The sequence below is a fragment of the Ruegeria sp. AP7 genome, from assembly GCF_056539905.1.
In genome coordinates, this window is sequence record NZ_JBQFVT010000005.1 from 187243 (window position 1) to 206865 (window position 19623).

The following is a 19623-nucleotide window of genomic DNA, read 5'->3' on the forward strand; positions in this document are numbered from 1 at the left end:
CTAAGTGACCCGGGAGTGAAAAGACCTAGAGAATGAAAATTACCTTTCGACAGGTCGATGCATTTCGATCCGTGGTATCGACCGGATCTGTAACAGAAGCCGCGACAATGCTGGGCATTTCGCAACCTGCAGTTAGTCGGCTAATCGCAGATCTTGAGGCTGAAGTCGGATTTGCTCTGTTTCAACGCTCAGGAAGGGTCCTGGTTCCAACAGACGAAGCGCGGCTGCTTGTACAGGAAGTGCGCCAAGCCGTCAGCGGTATGGAACACATCAAGCAGGCGGCGACAGCGATCGGCAGTTTTGGACACGCGCGGCTAAGCCTGGTGACCACCCCAGCCTTCGCAACGCAACTGGCCCCTGATCTGATCAGATTATTCGCATTGGCCTGCCCCGAGGCTATGGCGCGGTTGGAATTTGAGGCCAATGACGATTCAGTGGAATGGCTGGTATCGCAGAGTTTTGATTTTGGGATTACGTCCAGCGTCCCGTCTAACCCATCTTTTAACAGCCTGATGCTGTCGGATGACGATGTATACTGCGTTTTGCCCAAGGGCCACCGGCTAGAAGACAAATCCGTCATTCACGCACGAGATTTGGCGGATGAGAGTTTTATATCCTACATGGGGTCATCCCGCTTCCGGTTCGAGGTCGACCGCTTTTTCGATGCCAAATCGATTTCGCGTAGCCTAAAATATGAAACTCGAACTACGGATGGCGTCTGTCGTCTTGTCGCGCGAGGGCTTGGAGTGTCGATTGTTGGAATGTCCAAAGGCCTTTCCGAAACCGTTCCAGGATGCGCTGTACTGCCGTTTGCTGCACCACTAAATTTTCAAACAGTGCTTTTCTGGTCCAACAACAGACCACTATCCGCTGTTGCAAATATCTTTCTCGAAATAGCGAAGGACACGCTTAGCTCCGATTGAGCGCATCCCGAAAGCTTTGTCGCGCCTTTGCGCTGTGAATATAGTCATAGTCACGTGGATAGGATTTGCCCGGCTGAATCTCCATCGAAACAAACTGAGGGCCCGGCGTATTCAGAATATATGGTAACGCGTCTGCAAACAGTTTCAGCTCGCGAAAACCCTGTGACCCGGCATATCCGGCTGAACGCGCAAACCCAACGAAATCTACCCGATCAGCGCCGGGCAGCGGATGCGCACCATTCACCTCATACACCCGGTTGGCCGCCACGAAGTGATACAAATTGGTTACGCCTGAGTTTGCTATCGTGACCAGAGAACCCAGATTCAACAACAGGCTGCCATCCCCATCCAAAACAATCACGCGCCTGTCTGGATTGGCCAACGCCAAACCTAAACCGTGTGAACTGGCCTGACCCATTGCTCCGACCGCTACATAGTTCAAGTCACGAGGATTGAGTTGCAGCCAATCAAAGCAGCTTTGATATACGGCCACAACGATATCCCGTTCATTCACATGGGGTATCAACGCAGCAAGCGCATCATCACGGTCAATGATCATGTTGCCTCCGGGCTCCGTCCAATCAGGAATACATGGGGGCACGACGCGTTGTATGCCTCATCGACGGCTTGCGGAATATGATCAATATCTTCAGGCTCTTCGATTAGTGAGTGCGATATTTCCATCGCATCCAGCACCGGTTGGATAATCCGCACCCCGTATGAAGCTGATTGGTCGGGTTGCACATCGGGCTCTTTTCCCTGCAATCCGACCATCATGACGATGGGCAACTCATAGTCCATGCCAATTGCCCGAATGGCGTTCAGAGAATCCATCAACCCGGTTTGCTGCATCATCAATAACGCCCGAGTGCCGTTGTATGACATCGCCCCACAGATGCTAACACCCTCATCTTCTTTACAGATGCGGGTCAGGCGAAAATCGGGATCTTTCGAAATCGGCCAAAGTAAACCGTCACTTGTGACGATATCCGGCAGGGCAACAATTTCCCGAATATCCGATTGCTTTATGCAGGCGATGATGCCAGCACCCGACGGAAAGGCAATATCCCGAGCACTTGCGGCAGGTTGAAGTGATCCACCCATTAGCCCGCCCCATTCAAAAATTCAGCTATACCATCTCGCACAGCTTGCAGTTCATGGGACCGCCCAATGGTTATGCGAATATAATCCTTGTAGGCAGCCGAGGCCAAACGCCGTACTGCAATACCATTCTGGCGCAAGAAGAGGTCGACCCCTTCGGCAGATTTCACCGGATCTGGAAAATGGACCAAAAGAAAATTGGTCTGACTTGACACTATCGTGAGACCCAGCGATTGCATTTCCGAGGAAAGCCACTGGCGCCCACGCTGATTGGCATCAAACACAAAGCGTGTGTGTGCCTGATCTTCAAGCGCTGCAATCGCTGCAACCGCCGAAGGCGAAGCAACGGGAAAGGTCAAGGCAATACGCCGAATACTATCCAGGATATCCGGAGGGCCAAACACCCATCCTACCCGCGCTCCGGCCAAGCCGTAGATCTTAGAAAATGTCCGGCACATAACAACGTTGCTGGCCTCTTCCACCAGCTTGTGCGCTGGTTCATAGTCTTCGGCGTCGACATATTCTTCGTATGCCGCATCAATCACCAGCAACACGTCCTTGGGCAACGCAGCGTGTAACCGCCTAACTTCCGATCCGTTCAAATAGGTTCCAGCGGGGTTTTCCGGGTTCGCAAGATATACAATCCGCGTTCGATTGGTCACGGCATCAATCATTCGGTCAACCGAAGGCTTGAAGCCGTCATCAGCGACTGAAATTACATCGGCATCATTTGCATAAACGTAGTTTGGAACCTTTAGATATCCGTTTGCGCTTCGGATCAGCTCGGTGCCCGGCCCCAAATAGGCTCTGGCCAATCGAGCCAACAAATCATCCGAACCTTGTCCCGTTGTTATCCATGTTTCGTCCAGATCGAAATGCCGCGCGATAGCAGGCGCAAGAACACGATCAGGGTTCTCTAGGTAGCGCTCAATATCGCTCATGGCGGCGCGCGCCGCCGCACGCGCATTGGGACTCGGTCCAAAAACACTTTCGTTGGAATTCAATAGCACGGTCGCAGGTTGCCCGGCTTCTATCGGCGCACCCACCATATGTGGCTTGATGTTTTCGATTCCAGATTTTGCCAGAACTATGGTCATATTGCTTCCTCGAAACGGATCAATCACGCTGCTCAACTAATATATCACACATATTTATTCATATGCCAATTCACTTGCAAATACATTATGGTATATGGGGGAGCATATTGAACAAAGGACCTGCCATGGCAGAGGCGAAACAAACGCAACCCAGCAGAGTGCATGCAACCATTAATCTGGATTCTCCGGGCAAACAGACCGGGGATTTAATGCTGAAGTGGTCAGACAACACCGTGCCACTGGGATATCACCCCATTGCGATCGCCAGTCTTCGCGGATCTGACGGCCCGACGGTTCTGCTGCTAGGTGGAACTCATGGTGATGAATTCGAAGGCCCCGCTGCAATATTGCGGCTAGCCGAGCGGCTGGACCCCTCACAGATTGCCGGGCAGATCATCACGATACCAGCCCTGAACGCTCCGGCAGTCGCCAGCTCCTCACGCGTATCTCCGCTGGACGGACAAAACTTGAACCGCGCCTTTCCCGGTGACCCCGACGGCGGGCCAACGGCGATGTTGGCGCACTATATGGAAACAGTGCTGCTGCCACGTGTTGATGCGGTAATCGACCTGCATTCGGGCGGCAAGGCTTCGGTCTTTACACCTTGCGCACTGGCGTCGCGCTGTGCTGACCCCAAGCTGACCAAAGCGAACCTTGATCTGGCCAGCGCGTTCGGATTGCCGCTGATCTGGGTATTGGGCGCACATAATGACAATCGTTCAGTCAACGCAGCAGCAGAGCGCGCAGGTGTTCCTATGATCGCAACCGAGTTAGGCGGTGGCGGCAATATTACACCCGAAATTGTAGATGCCGCAGAAACAGGTTTGATGCGCTGCCTAACCGAACTCGGGCTTCTAGAAGGCAGCTCTGGTATTGGAACACCCCCGCGGCAGGTTGAGATCGCATCCCCGCATGACTCACTCTATGCCCCCGAAAATGGCTTATTCGACCGATATGTTTGTGCTGGGCAAGCAGTTCAGGCGGGTGATTTGGCGGGGCATCTGCGTTTTCCCGATAATCCTGGCCGACCCGCTCTGAAACTAAATTTTCCCAACAGCGGATTTGTGCTCGCGCATGGCAATCGCGGGATGGTGTGTCGGGGCGACCTGCTGGCGCTGGTAGCTCAGAACGCATCGAAAGGAGACTGAATGCGATCCTACACTCCATTCATTTCAGGTAAGTTCATAGATTGGCAAGGGGACACCATACCCAGTATCAATCCTGCAACCGGGCAGGTCTGGAGCCATATCGCCAAGTGCGACACAACTGAGGCAGATGTAGCGATACGAGATGCGGACCTCGCCTTTCGCGCAGGGCCGTGGGCCCAGCTTGATCCTTCAGGGCGCGCCGACATGCTTGATACTATGGCTGATATGCTTGAGGAGCGTTGGGAAGAACTTGTTGAGCCGGAGATTCTGGATAATGGCAAGCGCATTACCGAGGTACGTGGTCAATTTTCTGGATTGCATACCTGGTATCGTCATTTTGCTGCCGAAGCGCGCAAACTAGCCCCTGTTCCGCAGAGTAATTCCACGCTTGGGGTCACAAGCGAAGGACACTGGTCGCCCTACGGTGTGGTGGTCGCAATTACACCATGGAACTCGCCCCTGATGATCCTGGCATGGAAGCTGGCTCCGGCTCTGGCCGCGGGAAACACGGTTGTGGTCAAACCGTCGGAAATGGCGTCAGCCTCAACCCTGGAATTCGCCCGACTTGTTTGCGAGGCGGGTCTTCCACCGGGTGTGTTGAACGTGGTGACGGGATGGGGCCACGAAGTTGGCGAGGCACTTGTTCGGCATCCGTTGACACGCAAAGTAAGTTTCACCGGCTCAGATATCGGTGGCCGCAAGGTCGCTCAGGCTGCCGCGGGTCAAGTCGTGCCCACAACGCTCGAGCTGGGCGGCAAGTCGCCTCAGGTTGTGTTCGCCGATTGTGATCTGGATTCGGCGATCAACGGAGTGATGTCAGGCATTTTCCTGTCAAATGGCCAGACTTGTGTCGCGGGTTCTAGGCTAATTGTCGAAGCTCGGATCAAAGACGCAATGATCTCGCGACTGCTGGAACGATCCCGTTCACTGAAACCAGGCGACCCATTTGACGCGAACACTCAGATTGCACCGCTCGCCAATGAGCCGCATCTGAGAAAGGTTACTGCGATGATCGAACAAGCAAAGGCAGACGGCGCCAATTGCCTGCTGGACGGCACCCAAGCAGTGAAAGGGATTGGCGGCTACTATGTCGGGCCAACGATCTTTGATCAGGTCTCTCCGGACATGCAGATCTGGCGAGAAGAGGTTTTCGGCCCTGTGCTTTCAATCACCACATTTGAATCCGAGGACGAAGCCATCGCGCTCGCTAATGACAGCGACTATGGACTGTCCGCCGGGGTTTGGACCACGGATGCAGCGAAAGCCGCCCGAGTTGCCGAAGCGATATGTGCGGGCACCGTTTACATCAACCACTACCGCAGCGTTGATCCAGGTAGCCCGATCGGTGGCGTCAAACTGTCGGGATATGGGCGGGAACTGGGGCCGGGCGCAATCACCGATTTCCTGCAGGTCAAGTCAATCTGGACCGGAACAACACCTGTCTCCAACCCGTTCCTTTAATTGTGTTGGCCGAAAAATTGGCAGGACGCAGAATTGCGAAGAAATAATTAATTGACATATGGATGGCACTATCAATAAAAAAATATGATGTATTAGAGAGCGCTAGATTTGCAGAGCATTCGCGCACTGCAGCGTCCAGCCATATCCGGCATGAGACATCGGCAGGTCATTCCCGAGTGGGAGTTCGAGACATGCAGAAGCCAATCGCTGGGTGCGTAAGCCACGACGACTGGAAGGCCAAAAATGAACACCCCATCTGACAACAGCCCATTCACGGTTCCAAAAGGGGATTTTCGCGGTCACGATCAGCAAGGTGTCTGGTCAGAAAACTACGACCCGGAATTGACCGAGGTTGGTCCGGGAACACCCTGCGGCGAGTATCTGCGCCGGTTTTGGATGCCCGTCGCCATGACTGATCAAATTGGAGATCTTCCTTATCGCCTCCGAATTCTGGGCGAGGATCTGATCCTGTTTCGCGAAAAGAAAAATGGCAGGCTGGGATGCACCCATCTGCATTGCTGCCACCGAAACATGAGCCTGGAATTCGGCATCGTGGAAGAAGGCGGCATTCGCTGCTCTTACCATGGCTGGAAGTATGGTTTGGATGGGACAGTTCTGGAAACACCATGCGAACCCCCTGCGTCTCAGGTCAAGAAAAAGGCCTGTCTCGGGGCGTACCCGATCATCGAATACAAAGGGTTGGCTTTTGCCTATATGGGTCCGGCAGATAAGACACCGCCTTTCCCGGTTATGGATACTTTCGATGATGAAGGTGATGAACTGGTACCGTATCTCATCAAGTCACCTTGCAACTGGCTACAGGTGATGGAGAACGCGTGGGACCCGTTTCATGTGGTCTATCTGCACACCAAGGCTGCGCGGGTGCAGTTCCACGAAGCATTCGCGCATATGCCGATGATTGAGTTTCACGATAGTCAGACCGGCGATTTCTATACCAATGTGCGTCGGGATGGTGATTTCATCTGGGTGCGAGTACATGACCACATGTTGCCATCGTTCACTCAGAATGGCGGGCATTTCCCAATTCCGGATCGATCAAGGTACTTTGGACGCGGTGGGCTGTCACGATGGATCACTCCGATTGATGACACCAACACCATGGTCATCGCCTGGCGTCACTTTCGGGAAGAGCGGTTCAACGACGACCCGCGCGGCATGACCAATCGGGACGAAGTGGGCTTTGGCAAAACCGATTTCTACGGCCAGGGTCCGGATCGCCCCTATGAAATGCGGCAACGCGATCCCGGTGATTATGATGCTTGGGTCAGCCAGGGCCCGATCAACATCCATGCCCGAGAGAACCTGTCATTCACAGATCGGGGCGTGGCCAAGGCGCGCCGGATGTTGCGCAACGCAATCCGGGCCCTGGGAAATGGAACTCCACCTGCACAGCCAACTGACAATTTCAAGGGTATAATCCCGACTTATGCCGGGGATACCGTGTTGAAAATCCCGTTGCAGGAAGGTCGTGATGATGGCGCCCTGCAGAAAGAAGTCTCGTTCAAGGTTGCTGATATTCTGAAGTCCGGCGATCATCTGCAGGGGTTCGAGCGCCGCACTTTCATCGAAAACGCTTTGAAAGAATACGAGGCAAGCTGGTCATGAGCACTCGAATCCCTCACAACCCCGGCCGGGTTGATTGGTCGGGCGAGAACCCGGGCATCTATCTGAAACAGCAGCCCGATCAGGCCCATTACGATACGCTGGCGTTGTTCTTTCGCGTTGTTCTGTCGCCATATGGGCGTGGTCATGCAGCAATTGTATTGGGCGCTCCGGACGAGGCCAGCGGCTGGCCGAAAGTCCCAAACCTGATCATGACCGACAACCAGCGTATGATGCGTTGGATCGTTGAAGGCTGGGTATCCAAGATGCCAACATTTGTTGGCAAACCGGGCTTGCAGGCCATGACCTGGCTGGATTGTGACAGCGTTGAAAAGCGGCCCGGCGACCTCAAGACACGCTATTCCGAGACCTTGCGTGGTTCGGGTGTGACATTGGACATGATCTGGCAGGATATGGGGCCACCGCTGCCGGTGGAAGTCACACGCGAAAACTCGGCGACCAAAGAACACGAGATGTATTCCGTATTTCTTGAGGCCAAACAGGCTCAGGTCAGGATCAACGGCACCGCCCTGCGCGGTCAGGTGGCAGATCGCCAATTCTTTGGACGCACGATGAGCACGGCCTTTCTGGCCTTCTCGGAAACCTGGGTTACCCCTGCGGAGGACACCTGATGCCCCTGAACGAGCCCATCACCCCCGGCGTTGTTGACTGGACAGGCGAAAACCCGGGCATACTGCTTAAAGACGAGAATGGCAATTTTAGCGCCATGGCGCTATTCTTTCGGGTGGCTTGGTCTCCGGTCGGTCAGGGGCAGGTGCTGTTGCTTCTGGGATCGCCTGATCAGGTTGAGGGTCCACCGAATGCCCCAAATGTCATCCTCAGCGACAATCCCGAACTAACCGCGTTCCTGAAAAAGAACTTTATCAGTAAACTGGCTGCCTTTGCCAATGCGCCTTCGTTCGCAACCCTGCCTGAAATTGGGGCACATGCCGTGCGCAGTTCGGGCGACCCGATGAGCCATCGGTATACCGAAACAATTGCAGGCGGCCCTTTGACGGTTGAGCTGGTTTGGGAAGGCTTCGAAGCACCTCGTGCATTGGAACTGTCCCCGCATGAGGTCGCATCGGGTGAGCAAAACATGTTCTCGCTACTGGTTCCTGCCCATGCGGCCCAGATCATCGTCAATGGCCACGTGTTGCCGGGCAAGTTGGGTACGCGCGTGCAGGCCGGGTACGAGACCACAACCGCATTTCTCTATTTCTCGGAAACTTGGATCATTCCTCCGGAGGGATCATGACCCTGCACTCGTCGGACCAGTTGGCCTTTGATCGGGCGATGGTCACGCAACCGGTCTGGAATCGATTCAACACCGCAGCTGACGCGCTTGACCTGCCAGAAAATGTACTGTTGCACGCAGGTCCAGCCTTTTCGCGCCCCACAGATATCACCGCTCCGATCCTCAATTCAGCTTGTGTTGCTGCAGTTTGGGAAGGTCTGTCCCGCGACTTTGATCAGGCCGAAGCGATGATCATGGCAGGTGAGATCGCGTTACGCCCGGCACAGGATCACGACGTCGTCACACCGCTGGCAGCCGTGGTGTCCGCCTCCATGCCGTTGCATTCGGTCTACGACGCATGGCGCGGTCAGACACGGGTTTTCTCCCCCATCAATGGAGGTGCACGCCCATCGCTGCGATTGGGTCTGCGCTCGGACGCTGTCCTCAAACATATCCGCTGGCTGAACACGCGCTTTCTGGATGTGCTGCAAAACGGTCTGGCCGAAGGGATTGCGTTGGTTCCATTGGCGGTTACGGGGTTGGTAGGTGGCGATGATTGCCACGGGCGCACACCCGTCGCAACAGAAGCGTTGGTTGAGGAACTTAAGGATCGCACATCCGATGGCATCAATGACGAAGATGTTCTGGAGTTCATGGCGAACTCTCCTTCGCTGTTCCTGAACCTCTGGATGGCGGCGACCAAGCTAATGATGAAGCTTGCCGAAGGTGTCGAAGGCTCCAGTTTTGTGACGGCAGCAGGTGGAAATGGGCGAGAGGTCGGCATTCAGATCTCGGGCCTGCCGGGACAGTGGTTTACGGTTCCCGCAGCACCGCCCAGGGGTCGCTTCGATACCGACTTACCCGAAGACCGCGCCCTGGGCGCCATCGGAGACAGCGCCGTGGTCGAGGCCTTTGGCCTTGGTGCCATGGCCATCGAACTTAGCCCCGAGCAGAAAAAGGTTCTCGGCGCATACCTACCTGACAATTCCAACGCACGGATGACAGGTCTGTCAGCAGGTTCTCATCCCTATTTTCGATCACTGGATATTCGGCTTGGCTCAACCGCGCGCGGAGCGGTGGCGCAAGGTTCTGGTCCAGCAGTTGGGCTTGGCATACTTGATAGGTTGGGTCAGGCCGGTCGGTTGGGTGGTGGCATCTATGACATGCCGGTCGATCCATTTTCAGCTGCGGTGAAAGTACTCAAGGCATGAGTGATTTATGTCGCCGCAGCGCGCACGACCTGGCCCGACTGATCCGGATAAGAGAAGTCAAGCCATCGGAGGTCATGCAGGCACATCTCGAACGGATCGCACTTCGCGAACCTGTGCTCGGGGCATTTGAGTACCTTGATGCAGATCGCGCCATGGATCGGGCACTGGCTGCCGATAATCGGCAATCAGACGGGCCGCTCCATGGTGTCCCATTCGTAATCAAGGATATCATCGATACCGATGACATGCCGACCGGTTGGGGCAGTGACCTGTATTCTAATCGACAACCGGTAATGAACGCGGCCTGCGTTCAAATGCTTCTCGATGTGGGCGCCATTCCTATCGGCAAGACAGTTACGACCGAGTTCGCCTATTTCCGGCCCGGAAAAACAGCGAACCCGCACAATCCAGGCCATACTCCGGGCGGCTCATCCTCGGGTTCTGCAGCAGCAGTTGCTGATTTCATGGCTCCGCTGGCTTTTGGATCACAGACGGCGGCATCATTGATCCGACCGGCTGCATATTGCGGAGTTTATGGATTTCGCCCTACGATCCATGGCTACCCGCTTTCCGGTGTGATGGGGTTGTCACCAAGCCTTGATACGCTTGGGGTACTCGCCCGTCATCCATATGATCTTGCACTTACCGATGCGGTTCTACGCGGCATCGAGCCGCCTCAACCAGCGCGTTTTGATGACAGTTTGCCGCGGATCAGCCTGATGCGCGGACCACACTGGATGGATGGCTCGATTGAGATGCGTGACACCTGCACCCGTGCTATGTCCGCCATTGCAGTCGCAGGATCGGAAGCTGGTGAAATTGCCCATCCTGCAATCCTTGCTGACCTAACAGCGGCACATCATACCATTATGGCCTACGAGGCCGCACGACTACGCCTTGATGAATTTGAAAAAGGATTGCCAGCGATCAGTCCTCAATTTCACGCGCTGACCGAAGCCGGGTTAAAGATCAGCGAGGTGGATTACCAGCATGCTCTGATCCTCCGTGATCGTGCTGGATTAGTATTGGAACAGATTTTTGGGGATACCGATGCCCTTCTGGTGCCATCTGCGCCAGGTCCGGCCCCGGTGGGCCTGGAAGCGACCGGAGATCCCTTGTTCTCGCGCATGTGGAACCTTTTGCAGGTTCCTTCAATAGCTATCCCATTTGGGACCGACCAAAATGGATTGCCACTAGGGATACAGCTTGTTGCGCCAAAGGGCTGTGACGCCCGGCTACTGGATATTGCGCAATGGGTCAGTAACATCCTAAACCCATTGGGTTGAATTTTTCGGTTCGTCTAACCGATTAACGGCAACAATATCGCCAACGAAATTGGTATACTAACGGCTGCTATCAAGGTCTGAAGCGTGACGATTGCGGCCATCAAAGGCGCGTCCCCGCCTAGTTGCTTGGACAAAGTGTACGATGAAGCCCCCGTAGGCACCACGGAATAGACCACGGCAATCTGCAAAACATCCTGAGGTAACCCGACAAGTATTCCGATACATAGCGCAGCAACCGGAAACACCATCATCTTGCCGACAATAGCCAGCATTAGAGGGAGCGCACTCGCCGCCATCGCCCGGACACGCAGGTTTGCGCCAACAGCCAGCAGAGTAATGGGCAATGCGCCCGCCCCAAGAATGTCAGCCACCTCGTGGACAACAGGAATGCGGTCACCGATCATCTGGTTGGCCCCAATCGCCAATAGGATCGAGATGACATAGGGATTTCGCCCAAGCTCACGCAGGATAGCGACTGGCAATCGGGTCGCAGAATCCTGTTTCAATGCCCCCACCATCATGACCACCATGACGATGTTGGTGATAGGCACCAATATGGCTGTCGCCAGAATAGCGATGTCAAACCCCACTGGACCGTAAAGATTGGCTGCAAGCGCAAGGCCTATGAATGAGTTATGTCGCGCACTTCCCTGCAAGATCGACGTCGCCTGCGGTGCCGCATATCCCATCAGACGGGCACTGATGACTGCAAATACCAGCGCCGCCAAAAACCCACCCAATATGGTCATCGAATAAAGGCCAAGCGCAGATTTATCTAACGGCGATAACGAGATCTTCGTGAATAACAGGCAGGGCATCAAAACCCAATAAACCAGCTTGTCATTCAGGTTCCAGAAATCGGTGCTGGGAATTCCACCTTTACGAAGGGCCAGACCCAACGCAATAATCAAAAAGATCGGTAATATCGAAGTCAGAATTGTAAGCATCTCAAATCAATAATAAATCTGGGCTGCACTTCGACATACTGTCATACAGTGATATTCTACACAACTCGACCGCCACCCATTCAAGCGCTTTCGTCCGTGTCTTCGTCGATCACAGCCATTGCATCAATTTCAATCAACAGTGAAGGGTCGGCCAAGCCTTGCACGACAACCCCGGTCGAACAGTGATGCACGCCCTCGAACCAGCGGTTGATCGCCTCGTAAACGGCGGGCCGGTAGGAAATATCAGTGACATAGACCGTCAGCTTGCAAACATCGGCAAGGCTGCCTCCGGCCTCTTCCATCCAGCGTTGAATATTGCGGCAGGCCTGATCCGCCTGGGCACCAGGATCACCTTCGCCGATGAGTGTCCCATCCAGCAAGGTTCCAACTTGGCCCTGCATGAAGACAAAATCGCCCCGCGCCCGGATCGCCTTGGAATAGGTCGCCTGAGCGTGATAGCGGGTTTGATATTTGTGAATATGTGTTCGTGCCATTCGCTTTTTTCCCTCTAAGCGACGGCACGGGAAAGATAATCCTCGACCATATCGCCAAAGCTCTGCTCTACGGCAAATTCAAAACCATCTTCACACCGCATAATTAGTGCTTTGAGGCCAAACAATTCAGTATAGGTCACGGTTTCTTCGCCGAACTCAGTTTCATGTATATCCAACGGACACGCAATGGACATCACTTCATCCGCTTGCGGACCGGTCATTCGAAAGAATGTCAGCGTATCCGAAACCCGCACGATGCTGATTTCCGCCGGGCAATTGGTTGGGCTGAGGCGTTTCTCCAGTTCGGCTTCCTGCTCCAGCGGAGCGCGCGCGATCCAGTGGTTTCGCCCGACATAATACAATTCGACTGAAGCTTGACCTGACCGCGAGTTTGGCCGCTCTGGCAGTGTCGACAGAACATCAGCTGCCCAGTTTTGAATGGCAGCTGAACTCCCTTTGAGATCAAACAGCGCGTTTAGGGGTTGGCGCACTATTGCCACGTCATAAGTCATCTCAGGACCTCAAGAGCTTGCCGTCGGGATCGTGGAACACCGGCTTGGTGATTTTGACCGGGATCACTTCATCTTTCAGGCGGACATGAGCAGTTTCCCCGTGTCGGCTATGACCATTCTTCAGCAATGCCAACCCGACCCAGCGATCGTTCACAACACTCCAGACGCAGGCAGTTACAAGGCCTTCGGTGGCCTCTTTAAGGCCACCGGGGGTTAGCGGCGCGCCTTCTGGCACTTGCCTGTTGTGATCTTCGGGTAGAATGCCCACCAACTCCCGCCGAATTGCTTTTCCTTCGCGACGCAGCTGTATTGAGCGTTTGCCAAGATAGTCTGTCTTTTTCTTCGACATTGCCCAACCCATCCCAAGGTCATAGGCATCCACTGTGCCGTCGACTTCGTGTCCCAGCGACAGAAAACCTTTTTCGACGCGCAGCACGTGGTTCGATTCCGAGCCCACCGGGAGGATCCCAAAGGGGGCGCCTGCTTCCATCACCTTGGCCCATAACGCCGCCATGTGGCGTGGGGCAACATTGACTTCAAAGGAAAGTTCACCCGTGAAACTGACGCGTACGATGCGCGCGGGAAAACCTGCGACGGTCCCATCCCTGAAAGACATGAATGGAAACGCCTCGGGCGAGAGGTCGACATCTGTGCCAATAGCCTGCATCACATCGCGCGCGCGCGGGCCGCAAATCGTGGCGTTGTTCCATTGGCTTGTCACTGTCGTGATCATCACCTGCCAATCCGGGAATTCTGTCTGAAGCAGCTTTTCCATATGCTGATTTATTGAATCCGCATGAGCGGTAGAGGTGGAAACAAGCCATCTGTGTTCATCAAGCCGGAACACCACGCCATCATCCAAGATCAGCCCATCATCCGATAGCATCAGCCCGTAACGACCATTGCCAGGCGTCAGCGTAGACATCACGTTCGCATAGATAAAATCCAGGAATTGCGGGACATCGCGGCCTTTCAACTCGAATGTCCCTAACGGTGAGCCATCATAGACGCCAACGCCTTTCCGAACGGCACGGCATTCACGGTTCACTGCGTCTTGCAGGCCTTCACCCTGTTGAGGGAAAAAACCCGGTCGCCGCCAACGCGCACCGGCCTCATACATGACCGCACCATTGTCTTTGTTCCACTGGGTGACTGGCGTGTTCCGATAGGGGAACAGAACCGAATCCTCGCGTAGCCCGCCGATCGCACCGAAGGACACAGGCGTGTAGGGCGAGCGGAAAGTGGTTGTTCCGACCTCTTGCAACGGCACATCTTTTTGCATCGCAACAGTGCCGATGATGTTGATGTTCCCGGTCTTACCCTGATCAATACCCATGCCGCCGGTGGTATAGCGTTTGACGTGTTCGACATTGTCATAGCCCTCGCGCAAAGCCAGATGCACATCACTGACAGACACGTCATTCTGAATATCCAGAAACGCCTTTCCGCGCTGGTCAGGTAGGTCTACCCGCCAAAGAGGTTCGATCTCATATACAAGCTCCTCACCCCCATCGATAATCTGATCAAGTGTCAGTTGCCCAGCCGCTGCGCCAACCGCTGTGCAGTTCTGCACTGGTTGATAAGGAAGAAAGGCAGCCAAATCTTCGTCAAACCTTAGCGTGCTGCGAGATTGAGACCACAAATGTACAGTCGGGTTCCATCCCCCTGAATGCGCAAGCAAATCGCATTCAATCCAGTTTACAGAACCCGATGTGGAAACGGCTTTTACTGCTTTGACCCCTTTATGACCGCGCACATCTCCAACAACGGTTGAAGATTGCACAGTGATTTCGGGCACCAATTCCAGTGCGGCCTGAGGTACGCTTGAGCGACTGTCGAGGATAGCCTCAACCCGCACCCCTGCCGCGATCAGATCAGAGGCGACCGCATATACACTGTTGTTGTTGGTAAACAGGACCACTCTTTTTCCGGGGGTAACCCCCCAACGGTTGCAGTAAGCCTGTACCGACGATGCCAACATAACCCCGGGCCGGTCGTTGTTGCTGAATACCATGGCACGTTCGGTTGCGCCTGTGGCGATAACCACTTCCCCCGCCCTCACGCGCCAAGAACGCTCAATGATGCTTCCCTGTACAGGATTACGCTCATTTACAATCATCAAATTGTGTTCGCGATATGCCCAGACAGTCGCATTCTGCAGATGGGTGACATTGGCCATCTTGCGCAGCTCCTGAACGGCAGCCTCCACCCAACCCATTGCAGGTTGCCCATCGATGGAAAGATCGCGGTTCAACAGGCTGCCGCCTGCCTCTGAGCCTTCGTCGGCTAGGAATACGCGCTTACCCGCCCGTCCTGCCTTAAGCGCTGCCTTTAATCCGGCGGGGCCTGCGCCAGCGACCAAAACATCAGCATGGGCGTGGCGCGCTTCGAAATGCCCCGAGGATGGCGGCTGAGCCGGTGCAGCAGCCAACCCGGCAGCTTTGCGAATTGAAGGCTCAAAAAGATGCCAATTGGGCCATTTGAACGTCTTGTAATAAAAACCGGCCGGTATGAAACGGCTGAACAGTTGATTAACACTGCCAAGATCAAACTCGGGCGATGGCCAGCAATTCACCGAACGCGCGCTTAGCCCGTCGCGCAAAGGGACGGTGGTTGCCGGGCGGTTTCCCGAGGCATCCTCACCATCCAGCTCCACCATTGTCGCGGGTTCTTCGGGACCATGACCAACAATGCCACGAGGGCGGTGATACTTAAAACTGCGCGCCGTAACACGAACACCGTTGGCCAATAAGGCCGTGGCCAGAGTATCGCCTTCAAACCCCTCATAGGATTTGCCATTGAAGGTAAATCGCAGAGTTCGGCTTCGATCAATCCGCCCACCAGATGCACAGCGGTTATTCTGAGTCATCTGGGGCCTCCACGATGTCATGGGTCCGGGTATCACGCCAAATCGTGACCCACTCGCCACAACCTCGCGCATGCCACCACCGTTCCTGAACCGGGCCTAAGGGGTTTGGCACCACGGTCAGATACTCGACCCATTCCGCGTCGCTAACGCTGTTCGGGTCGGGGCGGTCTGCACCGACCGCGCCTCCAAAGATAAATTCGCTTTCATTACGTTTGCCGCAGAATGGGCAGGGAATTAGCATCATGAACCTTACCCTCCTAACGCGCCGTCGTTGTCCCGGCTTCCATCACAAAATCCAGATGGCGAAACCGGTTGAGCGTAAATGAAGACATCAGTGGATGAGGCTCGCCCTTGGCCACCAGATGGGCAAGCGTCAACCCACCTGCGGGGATGGCCTTGTATCCGCCCCACCAACCGGCTGTCACAAACAAACCGGGCAAATCTGTCTGATCCATAATGGGTGAGGCATCGTGAGCAATGTCCAGATGCCCGCCCCATTGCCGCATAAGTTTGAGTTTCTTGAACGACGGGAACAGGGAAAGCATCGCGGTTACCGTGTCTTCGAACACGTTCTGCTTAATATCGCGTCGGAAACTCTGACCCATATCCGGTGCACCACCGATCACCATCTCGCCCTTGTCGGATTGGCTAAAATAGAACCCGCTGTCAGGGCAGTTCACTATGACGTCCACTAATGGTTTCACCGGCTCGGACACAAATGCCGTCAGGTTCATCGTGCGCAAAGGTAGCTTCAGCCCGACGGTTTCGGTCAACGTTGTGGTATGGCCTGAGACGGCGACAACAACTTTCTTGGCACGAATCGTACCGCGATTGGTTTCGACACCGCTGATATGGCCATCAGCCCCGCAGATCAGAGATTGAACTGCGGTTTGCTGGTGTATCTCGACCCCAAGCGCATCAGCCGCGCGCGCATATCCCCACGCCACTGCATCATGCCTGTTCACGCCAGCATCCGTATGCACCATCCCGCAAATTACAGGCAAACGCGCATCCGGGCCGCCCCCGGTCAGCGCTGGAATTCTTCTTCGCAGTTCGTTCTCCGATATCTGTTCGTAGGTCGATCCGTAAATATCCATCGCCAGTTGCCGTCGCCTGAGCTCGCGCAACTTGGGCCAGGTTTGCACAACATCCACCATGGTGCGCTTCGAATGCATCATGTTGAAGTTCAGTTCGTGCGTCAGACCCTCATACATGGCAACGGATTTGACGTAGAAGGGGATCGACTCGTCCCGCATGTAATTGGAACGGATGGTCACCGTATTACGAGCGATATTGCCACCACCCAGCCAACCTTTTTCAACCACAGCGACGTCTGTGATGTCGAATTCTTTGGCGAGATAATAGGCGGTCGCAAGACCGTGCCCCCCAGCACCGATCACAACAACCTCATACTGGTCTTTGAGCGGGGGGAAACGCCAAGCCCGCGACCAGTTTCGGTGCCCTGAAAGTGCATTCCGGGCGAGCGAGAACACAGAATATTTTTGCATGGTGATCCCAATATTGACCACAAGAAATGTACGGTCAATAAATTATTTTACCATTACGCAAAACTATTGGCCGTTTAACCAAATTGTTGTACGGTGAGTCATGAACTTCCGCATTAAACAGTTTCACCGGAACCTCGCTGGCAAATGGTCTGCCCGGTCGCGGTGGCCTTGTTTCATCATCAATTGCCGCAGTTCTCCATCTTACTGACACCACGTGGATCGCGGCGCTTCGCGCCAATTTACGAACCCGCCCGGAAACGGAGTGGAAACTAAATGGATGGATCAGATGACCAAGCCAAATGAACTTAAGGACGTGCAGGAATCCTACGCGCGCGACGGCGTCGTATTGTTAAAAAGTATCCTGTCAGACGACTGGCTAAGCAAATTGCAGGATGCAGTTGATACCGAAGTCACAAAAGGTGACCGATACTTTGCGTATAAAAACATGCGTGAAAACCCCGGCACTTTTCAGGACTATTGCCTGACATCGGATATCGGACAACGCGTAGCTGAGGTATCGGGCAGTCCATGGACATCGTTAATCTATGACCAGATTTTCGTAAAAGAGCCGGGAACGCGGACTCAAACCGGATGGCACACGGATCAGCCCTATTGGCCCGTGGCAGGACCGATCATGACGATGTGGATCGCGCTTGACCCGGTTGACCCCGACAATGGAGCACTGGAATTTGTGCGTGGATCACATGCATGGGGCGCAAAATACCGGCCTTTCAAAACCGATCAGCAAGGCGGTTTCCTGCACTATCTGGAAGAAGATAATCCGGATTACATAGACATGCCGGATTTTGAGGCCGACCGTGCCCAATATGACATCTTCCACTTTGAAAACATGAAACCTGGCGACGCACTCGCCTTTGACGGAATGACCGTACATTCGGCTATGGGCAATCGGACTTCGACACGTCGCAGGCGCGGATACGCAATACGATTTGCAGTTGACGGCGCGACCTATGAACCTCGGGATTCGGTTACAGAATGGCTACATGACGATAGTTTGAAACCCGGCGCACCCTTTGCAGGGGGCCGGTTTCCAATCATCTATGAAACTGCCTAAGATACGGGGCCGGCGATCCGGCCCCGAACCAGAAATCAGGCTTGCTTTAGCGCGCTTTCGGTTACCGTTGTTTCAGCTTCAATTGCCCGATCCAAAACGCGCCGATAAATCTTTGCCCCGGCATCCAGACCCAGATCGATATGAGGCGTCTTTGCGTTCTTCATGCCCTTGTGCACCTCTTCCAATACTTCTTTATCCTCAATAAACGCCATCCGGGCACCATCGTTCATGAATTTCGAAACCTCTGCATTGTCAGGGTCAGAATTACGATGCTGGAACCAGAAATATCTGGTTTCATCTTCGTTTATCGGTGTCATGAAGTTGTACGAAATATTGATAAAGGTCTGCTCGACCGGATCTATGTCATAGCCGCCGGTGCCGACTGGCGTATAGATGGATTTGTTCAATCCGATCGCCGGGAGGCACATCTCATAATGCTGCAGGCGATCACATTCGCCTTCAAATGCGACCAGTTTGGAGTAGTAAGGCGACGGCGGCTTATTCTCAATCCAGCGAGAAACGATCACGCCTCGATCGGTTTTTTCAACATTCAGGGGCTCTTCATCCGTTCCGGCCCCTGCAAATGAAGAGACGTGAACCCAGGCCACATGGCTGGGATCAAGCAGGTTGTCACAGACCCAAAGGTAGTGGCAATCGATGTCCATCACGCCGCCATCGGTCATGCCCCAGGTTGGGTTGTCAAAGTTCTCGATAGGGAAAATCAGATCAAGGTTGGCCAACTCGGGATCGCCCATCCAAATCCAAAGCAGGCGATAGCGATCAACAACCGGATAGGATTTCACGACCGCGCGGCGGGGCGTCATCCCGCGCTGTGTCGGGCTATCCGTGCATTTCCCCGAGCAATCGAAGGTCAATCCGTGATAGCCGCATTCTACGATGTCTCCTATCAGATTCCCTTTCGACAACGGCAGCTTACGGTGTGGGCAAGCATCTTCCAACGCGACCGGAGTGCCATCTTGCTGTCGATAAAGCACAACATTTTCACCCAGATAGGTTTCCGCTTTCAGCTCACGGCCGATATCCTTGCTCCAGGCGGCGACATACCAACAATTCCTGAGATACATGGGCTGCTCTCCTTATCGATCCGGTAGCTAGGGGCATTATGGCATT

General features: G+C 54.4%; 19 protein-coding genes. 9 read left to right on the top strand and 10 right to left on the bottom strand.

The genetic code is table 11. The annotated features are described in order from the left end of the window. The first annotated feature begins 32 nt into the window (after positions 1 to 32). On the top strand, positions 33 to 923 hold the full coding sequence (locus tag ACR0KN_RS11985) for a LysR substrate-binding domain-containing protein (protein ID WP_480653753.1): 891 nt from the start codon (positions 33 to 35) through the stop codon (positions 921 to 923). On the opposite strand, the gene ACR0KN_RS11990 is transcribed toward ACR0KN_RS11985, so the two are convergent. The 3 genes from ACR0KN_RS11990 to ACR0KN_RS12000 are packed head-to-tail and all read right to left on the bottom strand — an operon-like array spanning position 910 to position 3121. Further along, positions 910 to 1482 (bottom strand): thiamine pyrophosphate-dependent enzyme, encoded by a 573-nt coding sequence (locus ACR0KN_RS11990; RefSeq protein ID WP_480653755.1) that lies wholly within the window; start codon positions 1480 to 1482, stop codon positions 910 to 912. The genes ACR0KN_RS11985 and ACR0KN_RS11990 overlap by 14 nt on opposite strands. Next, the gene (locus tag ACR0KN_RS11995; protein WP_170544048.1) at positions 1479 to 2027 is read right to left on the bottom strand and encodes a decarboxylase; all 549 of its coding nucleotides are present in this window, start codon (positions 2025 to 2027) and stop codon (positions 1479 to 1481) included. The genes ACR0KN_RS11990 and ACR0KN_RS11995 overlap by 4 nt, the downstream gene beginning before the upstream one ends. Beyond that, positions 2027 to 3121, bottom strand: coding sequence for a pyridoxal phosphate-dependent aminotransferase (locus ACR0KN_RS12000; RefSeq protein ID WP_480653757.1), 1095 nt, complete (start codon positions 3119 to 3121; stop codon positions 2027 to 2029). Before ACR0KN_RS12000 ends, ACR0KN_RS11995 begins: the two co-directional genes overlap by 1 nt. 125 nt (positions 3122 to 3246) lie before the next feature. On the opposite strand from ACR0KN_RS12000, the gene ACR0KN_RS12005 reads away from it, so the two are divergent. The 7 genes from ACR0KN_RS12005 to ACR0KN_RS12035 all read left to right on the top strand — a co-directional run bounded on the left by ACR0KN_RS12005 (position 3247) and on the right by ACR0KN_RS12035 (position 11087). Beyond that, a complete protein-coding gene (locus ACR0KN_RS12005; protein WP_480653759.1) occupies positions 3247 to 4269 on the top strand; it encodes a succinylglutamate desuccinylase/aspartoacylase family protein in 1023 nt (340 codons plus the stop codon). Next, positions 4270 to 5730, top strand: coding sequence for an aldehyde dehydrogenase family protein (locus ACR0KN_RS12010; protein WP_480653761.1), 1461 nt, complete (start codon positions 4270 to 4272; stop codon positions 5728 to 5730). A gap of 243 nt (positions 5731 to 5973) precedes the next feature. Next, the gene (locus tag ACR0KN_RS12015; RefSeq protein ID WP_480653763.1) at positions 5974 to 7356 is read left to right on the top strand and encodes a Rieske 2Fe-2S domain-containing protein; all 1383 of its coding nucleotides are present in this window, start codon (positions 5974 to 5976) and stop codon (positions 7354 to 7356) included. Continuing rightward, on the top strand, positions 7353 to 7985 hold the full coding sequence (locus ACR0KN_RS12020) for a hypothetical protein (protein ID WP_319544545.1): 633 nt from the start codon (positions 7353 to 7355) through the stop codon (positions 7983 to 7985). The genes ACR0KN_RS12015 and ACR0KN_RS12020 overlap by 4 nt, the downstream gene beginning before the upstream one ends. Then, positions 7985 to 8611: a hypothetical protein gene (locus tag ACR0KN_RS12025; RefSeq protein ID WP_170475220.1), complete on the top strand. Its 627-nt coding sequence runs from the start codon at positions 7985 to 7987 to the stop codon at positions 8609 to 8611. The genes ACR0KN_RS12020 and ACR0KN_RS12025 overlap by 1 nt, the downstream gene beginning before the upstream one ends. After that, the gene (locus ACR0KN_RS12030; RefSeq protein ID WP_480653766.1) at positions 8608 to 9801 is read left to right on the top strand and encodes a YlbE family protein; all 1194 of its coding nucleotides are present in this window, start codon (positions 8608 to 8610) and stop codon (positions 9799 to 9801) included. The genes ACR0KN_RS12025 and ACR0KN_RS12030 overlap by 4 nt, the downstream gene beginning before the upstream one ends. Further along, entirely contained in the window at positions 9798 to 11087 is a 1290-nt protein-coding gene (locus ACR0KN_RS12035) for an amidase (protein WP_480653768.1), read from the top strand. The genes ACR0KN_RS12030 and ACR0KN_RS12035 overlap by 4 nt, the downstream gene beginning before the upstream one ends. Positions 11088 to 11101: 14 nt before the next feature. On the opposite strand, the gene ACR0KN_RS12040 is transcribed toward ACR0KN_RS12035, so the two are convergent. The 6 genes from ACR0KN_RS12040 to ACR0KN_RS12065 form a co-directional block, all read right to left on the bottom strand. Beyond that, on the bottom strand, positions 11102 to 12034 hold the full coding sequence (locus ACR0KN_RS12040) for an AEC family transporter (RefSeq protein WP_260026967.1): 933 nt from the start codon (positions 12032 to 12034) through the stop codon (positions 11102 to 11104). 80 nt (positions 12035 to 12114) lie between these two features. Continuing rightward, on the bottom strand, positions 12115 to 12528 hold the full coding sequence (locus ACR0KN_RS12045; protein WP_480653771.1) for a RidA family protein: 414 nt from the start codon (positions 12526 to 12528) through the stop codon (positions 12115 to 12117). Between the two features lie 14 nt (positions 12529 to 12542). Further along, on the bottom strand, positions 12543 to 13040 hold the full coding sequence (locus ACR0KN_RS12050) for a sarcosine oxidase subunit gamma (RefSeq protein WP_480653773.1): 498 nt from the start codon (positions 13038 to 13040) through the stop codon (positions 12543 to 12545). Between the two features lies 1 nt (position 13041). Beyond that, positions 13042 to 15909: a 2Fe-2S iron-sulfur cluster-binding protein gene (locus ACR0KN_RS12055; RefSeq protein ID WP_480653775.1), complete on the bottom strand. Its 2868-nt coding sequence runs from the start codon at positions 15907 to 15909 to the stop codon at positions 13042 to 13044. Then, a complete protein-coding gene (locus ACR0KN_RS12060; RefSeq protein ID WP_480608030.1) occupies positions 15896 to 16153 on the bottom strand; it encodes a sarcosine oxidase subunit delta in 258 nt (85 codons plus the stop codon). Before ACR0KN_RS12060 ends, ACR0KN_RS12055 begins: the two co-directional genes overlap by 14 nt. A 13-nt stretch (positions 16154 to 16166) precedes the next feature. Next, positions 16167 to 17417, bottom strand: coding sequence for an FAD-dependent oxidoreductase (locus ACR0KN_RS12065; RefSeq protein ID WP_480653777.1), 1251 nt, complete (start codon positions 17415 to 17417; stop codon positions 16167 to 16169). Positions 17418 to 17703: 286 nt separating this feature from the next. Between ACR0KN_RS12065 and ACR0KN_RS12070 the strand changes: the two genes are divergently transcribed. Continuing rightward, entirely contained in the window at positions 17704 to 18492 is a 789-nt protein-coding gene (locus tag ACR0KN_RS12070) for a phytanoyl-CoA dioxygenase family protein (RefSeq protein ID WP_480653779.1), read from the top strand. Between the two features lie 35 nt (positions 18493 to 18527). Here the strand turns inward: ACR0KN_RS12070 and ACR0KN_RS12075 are convergent, their stop codons facing one another. After that, on the bottom strand, positions 18528 to 19577 hold the full coding sequence (locus ACR0KN_RS12075; protein WP_480653781.1) for an aromatic ring-hydroxylating dioxygenase subunit alpha: 1050 nt from the start codon (positions 19575 to 19577) through the stop codon (positions 18528 to 18530). Positions 19578 to 19623 lie beyond the last annotated feature (46 nt).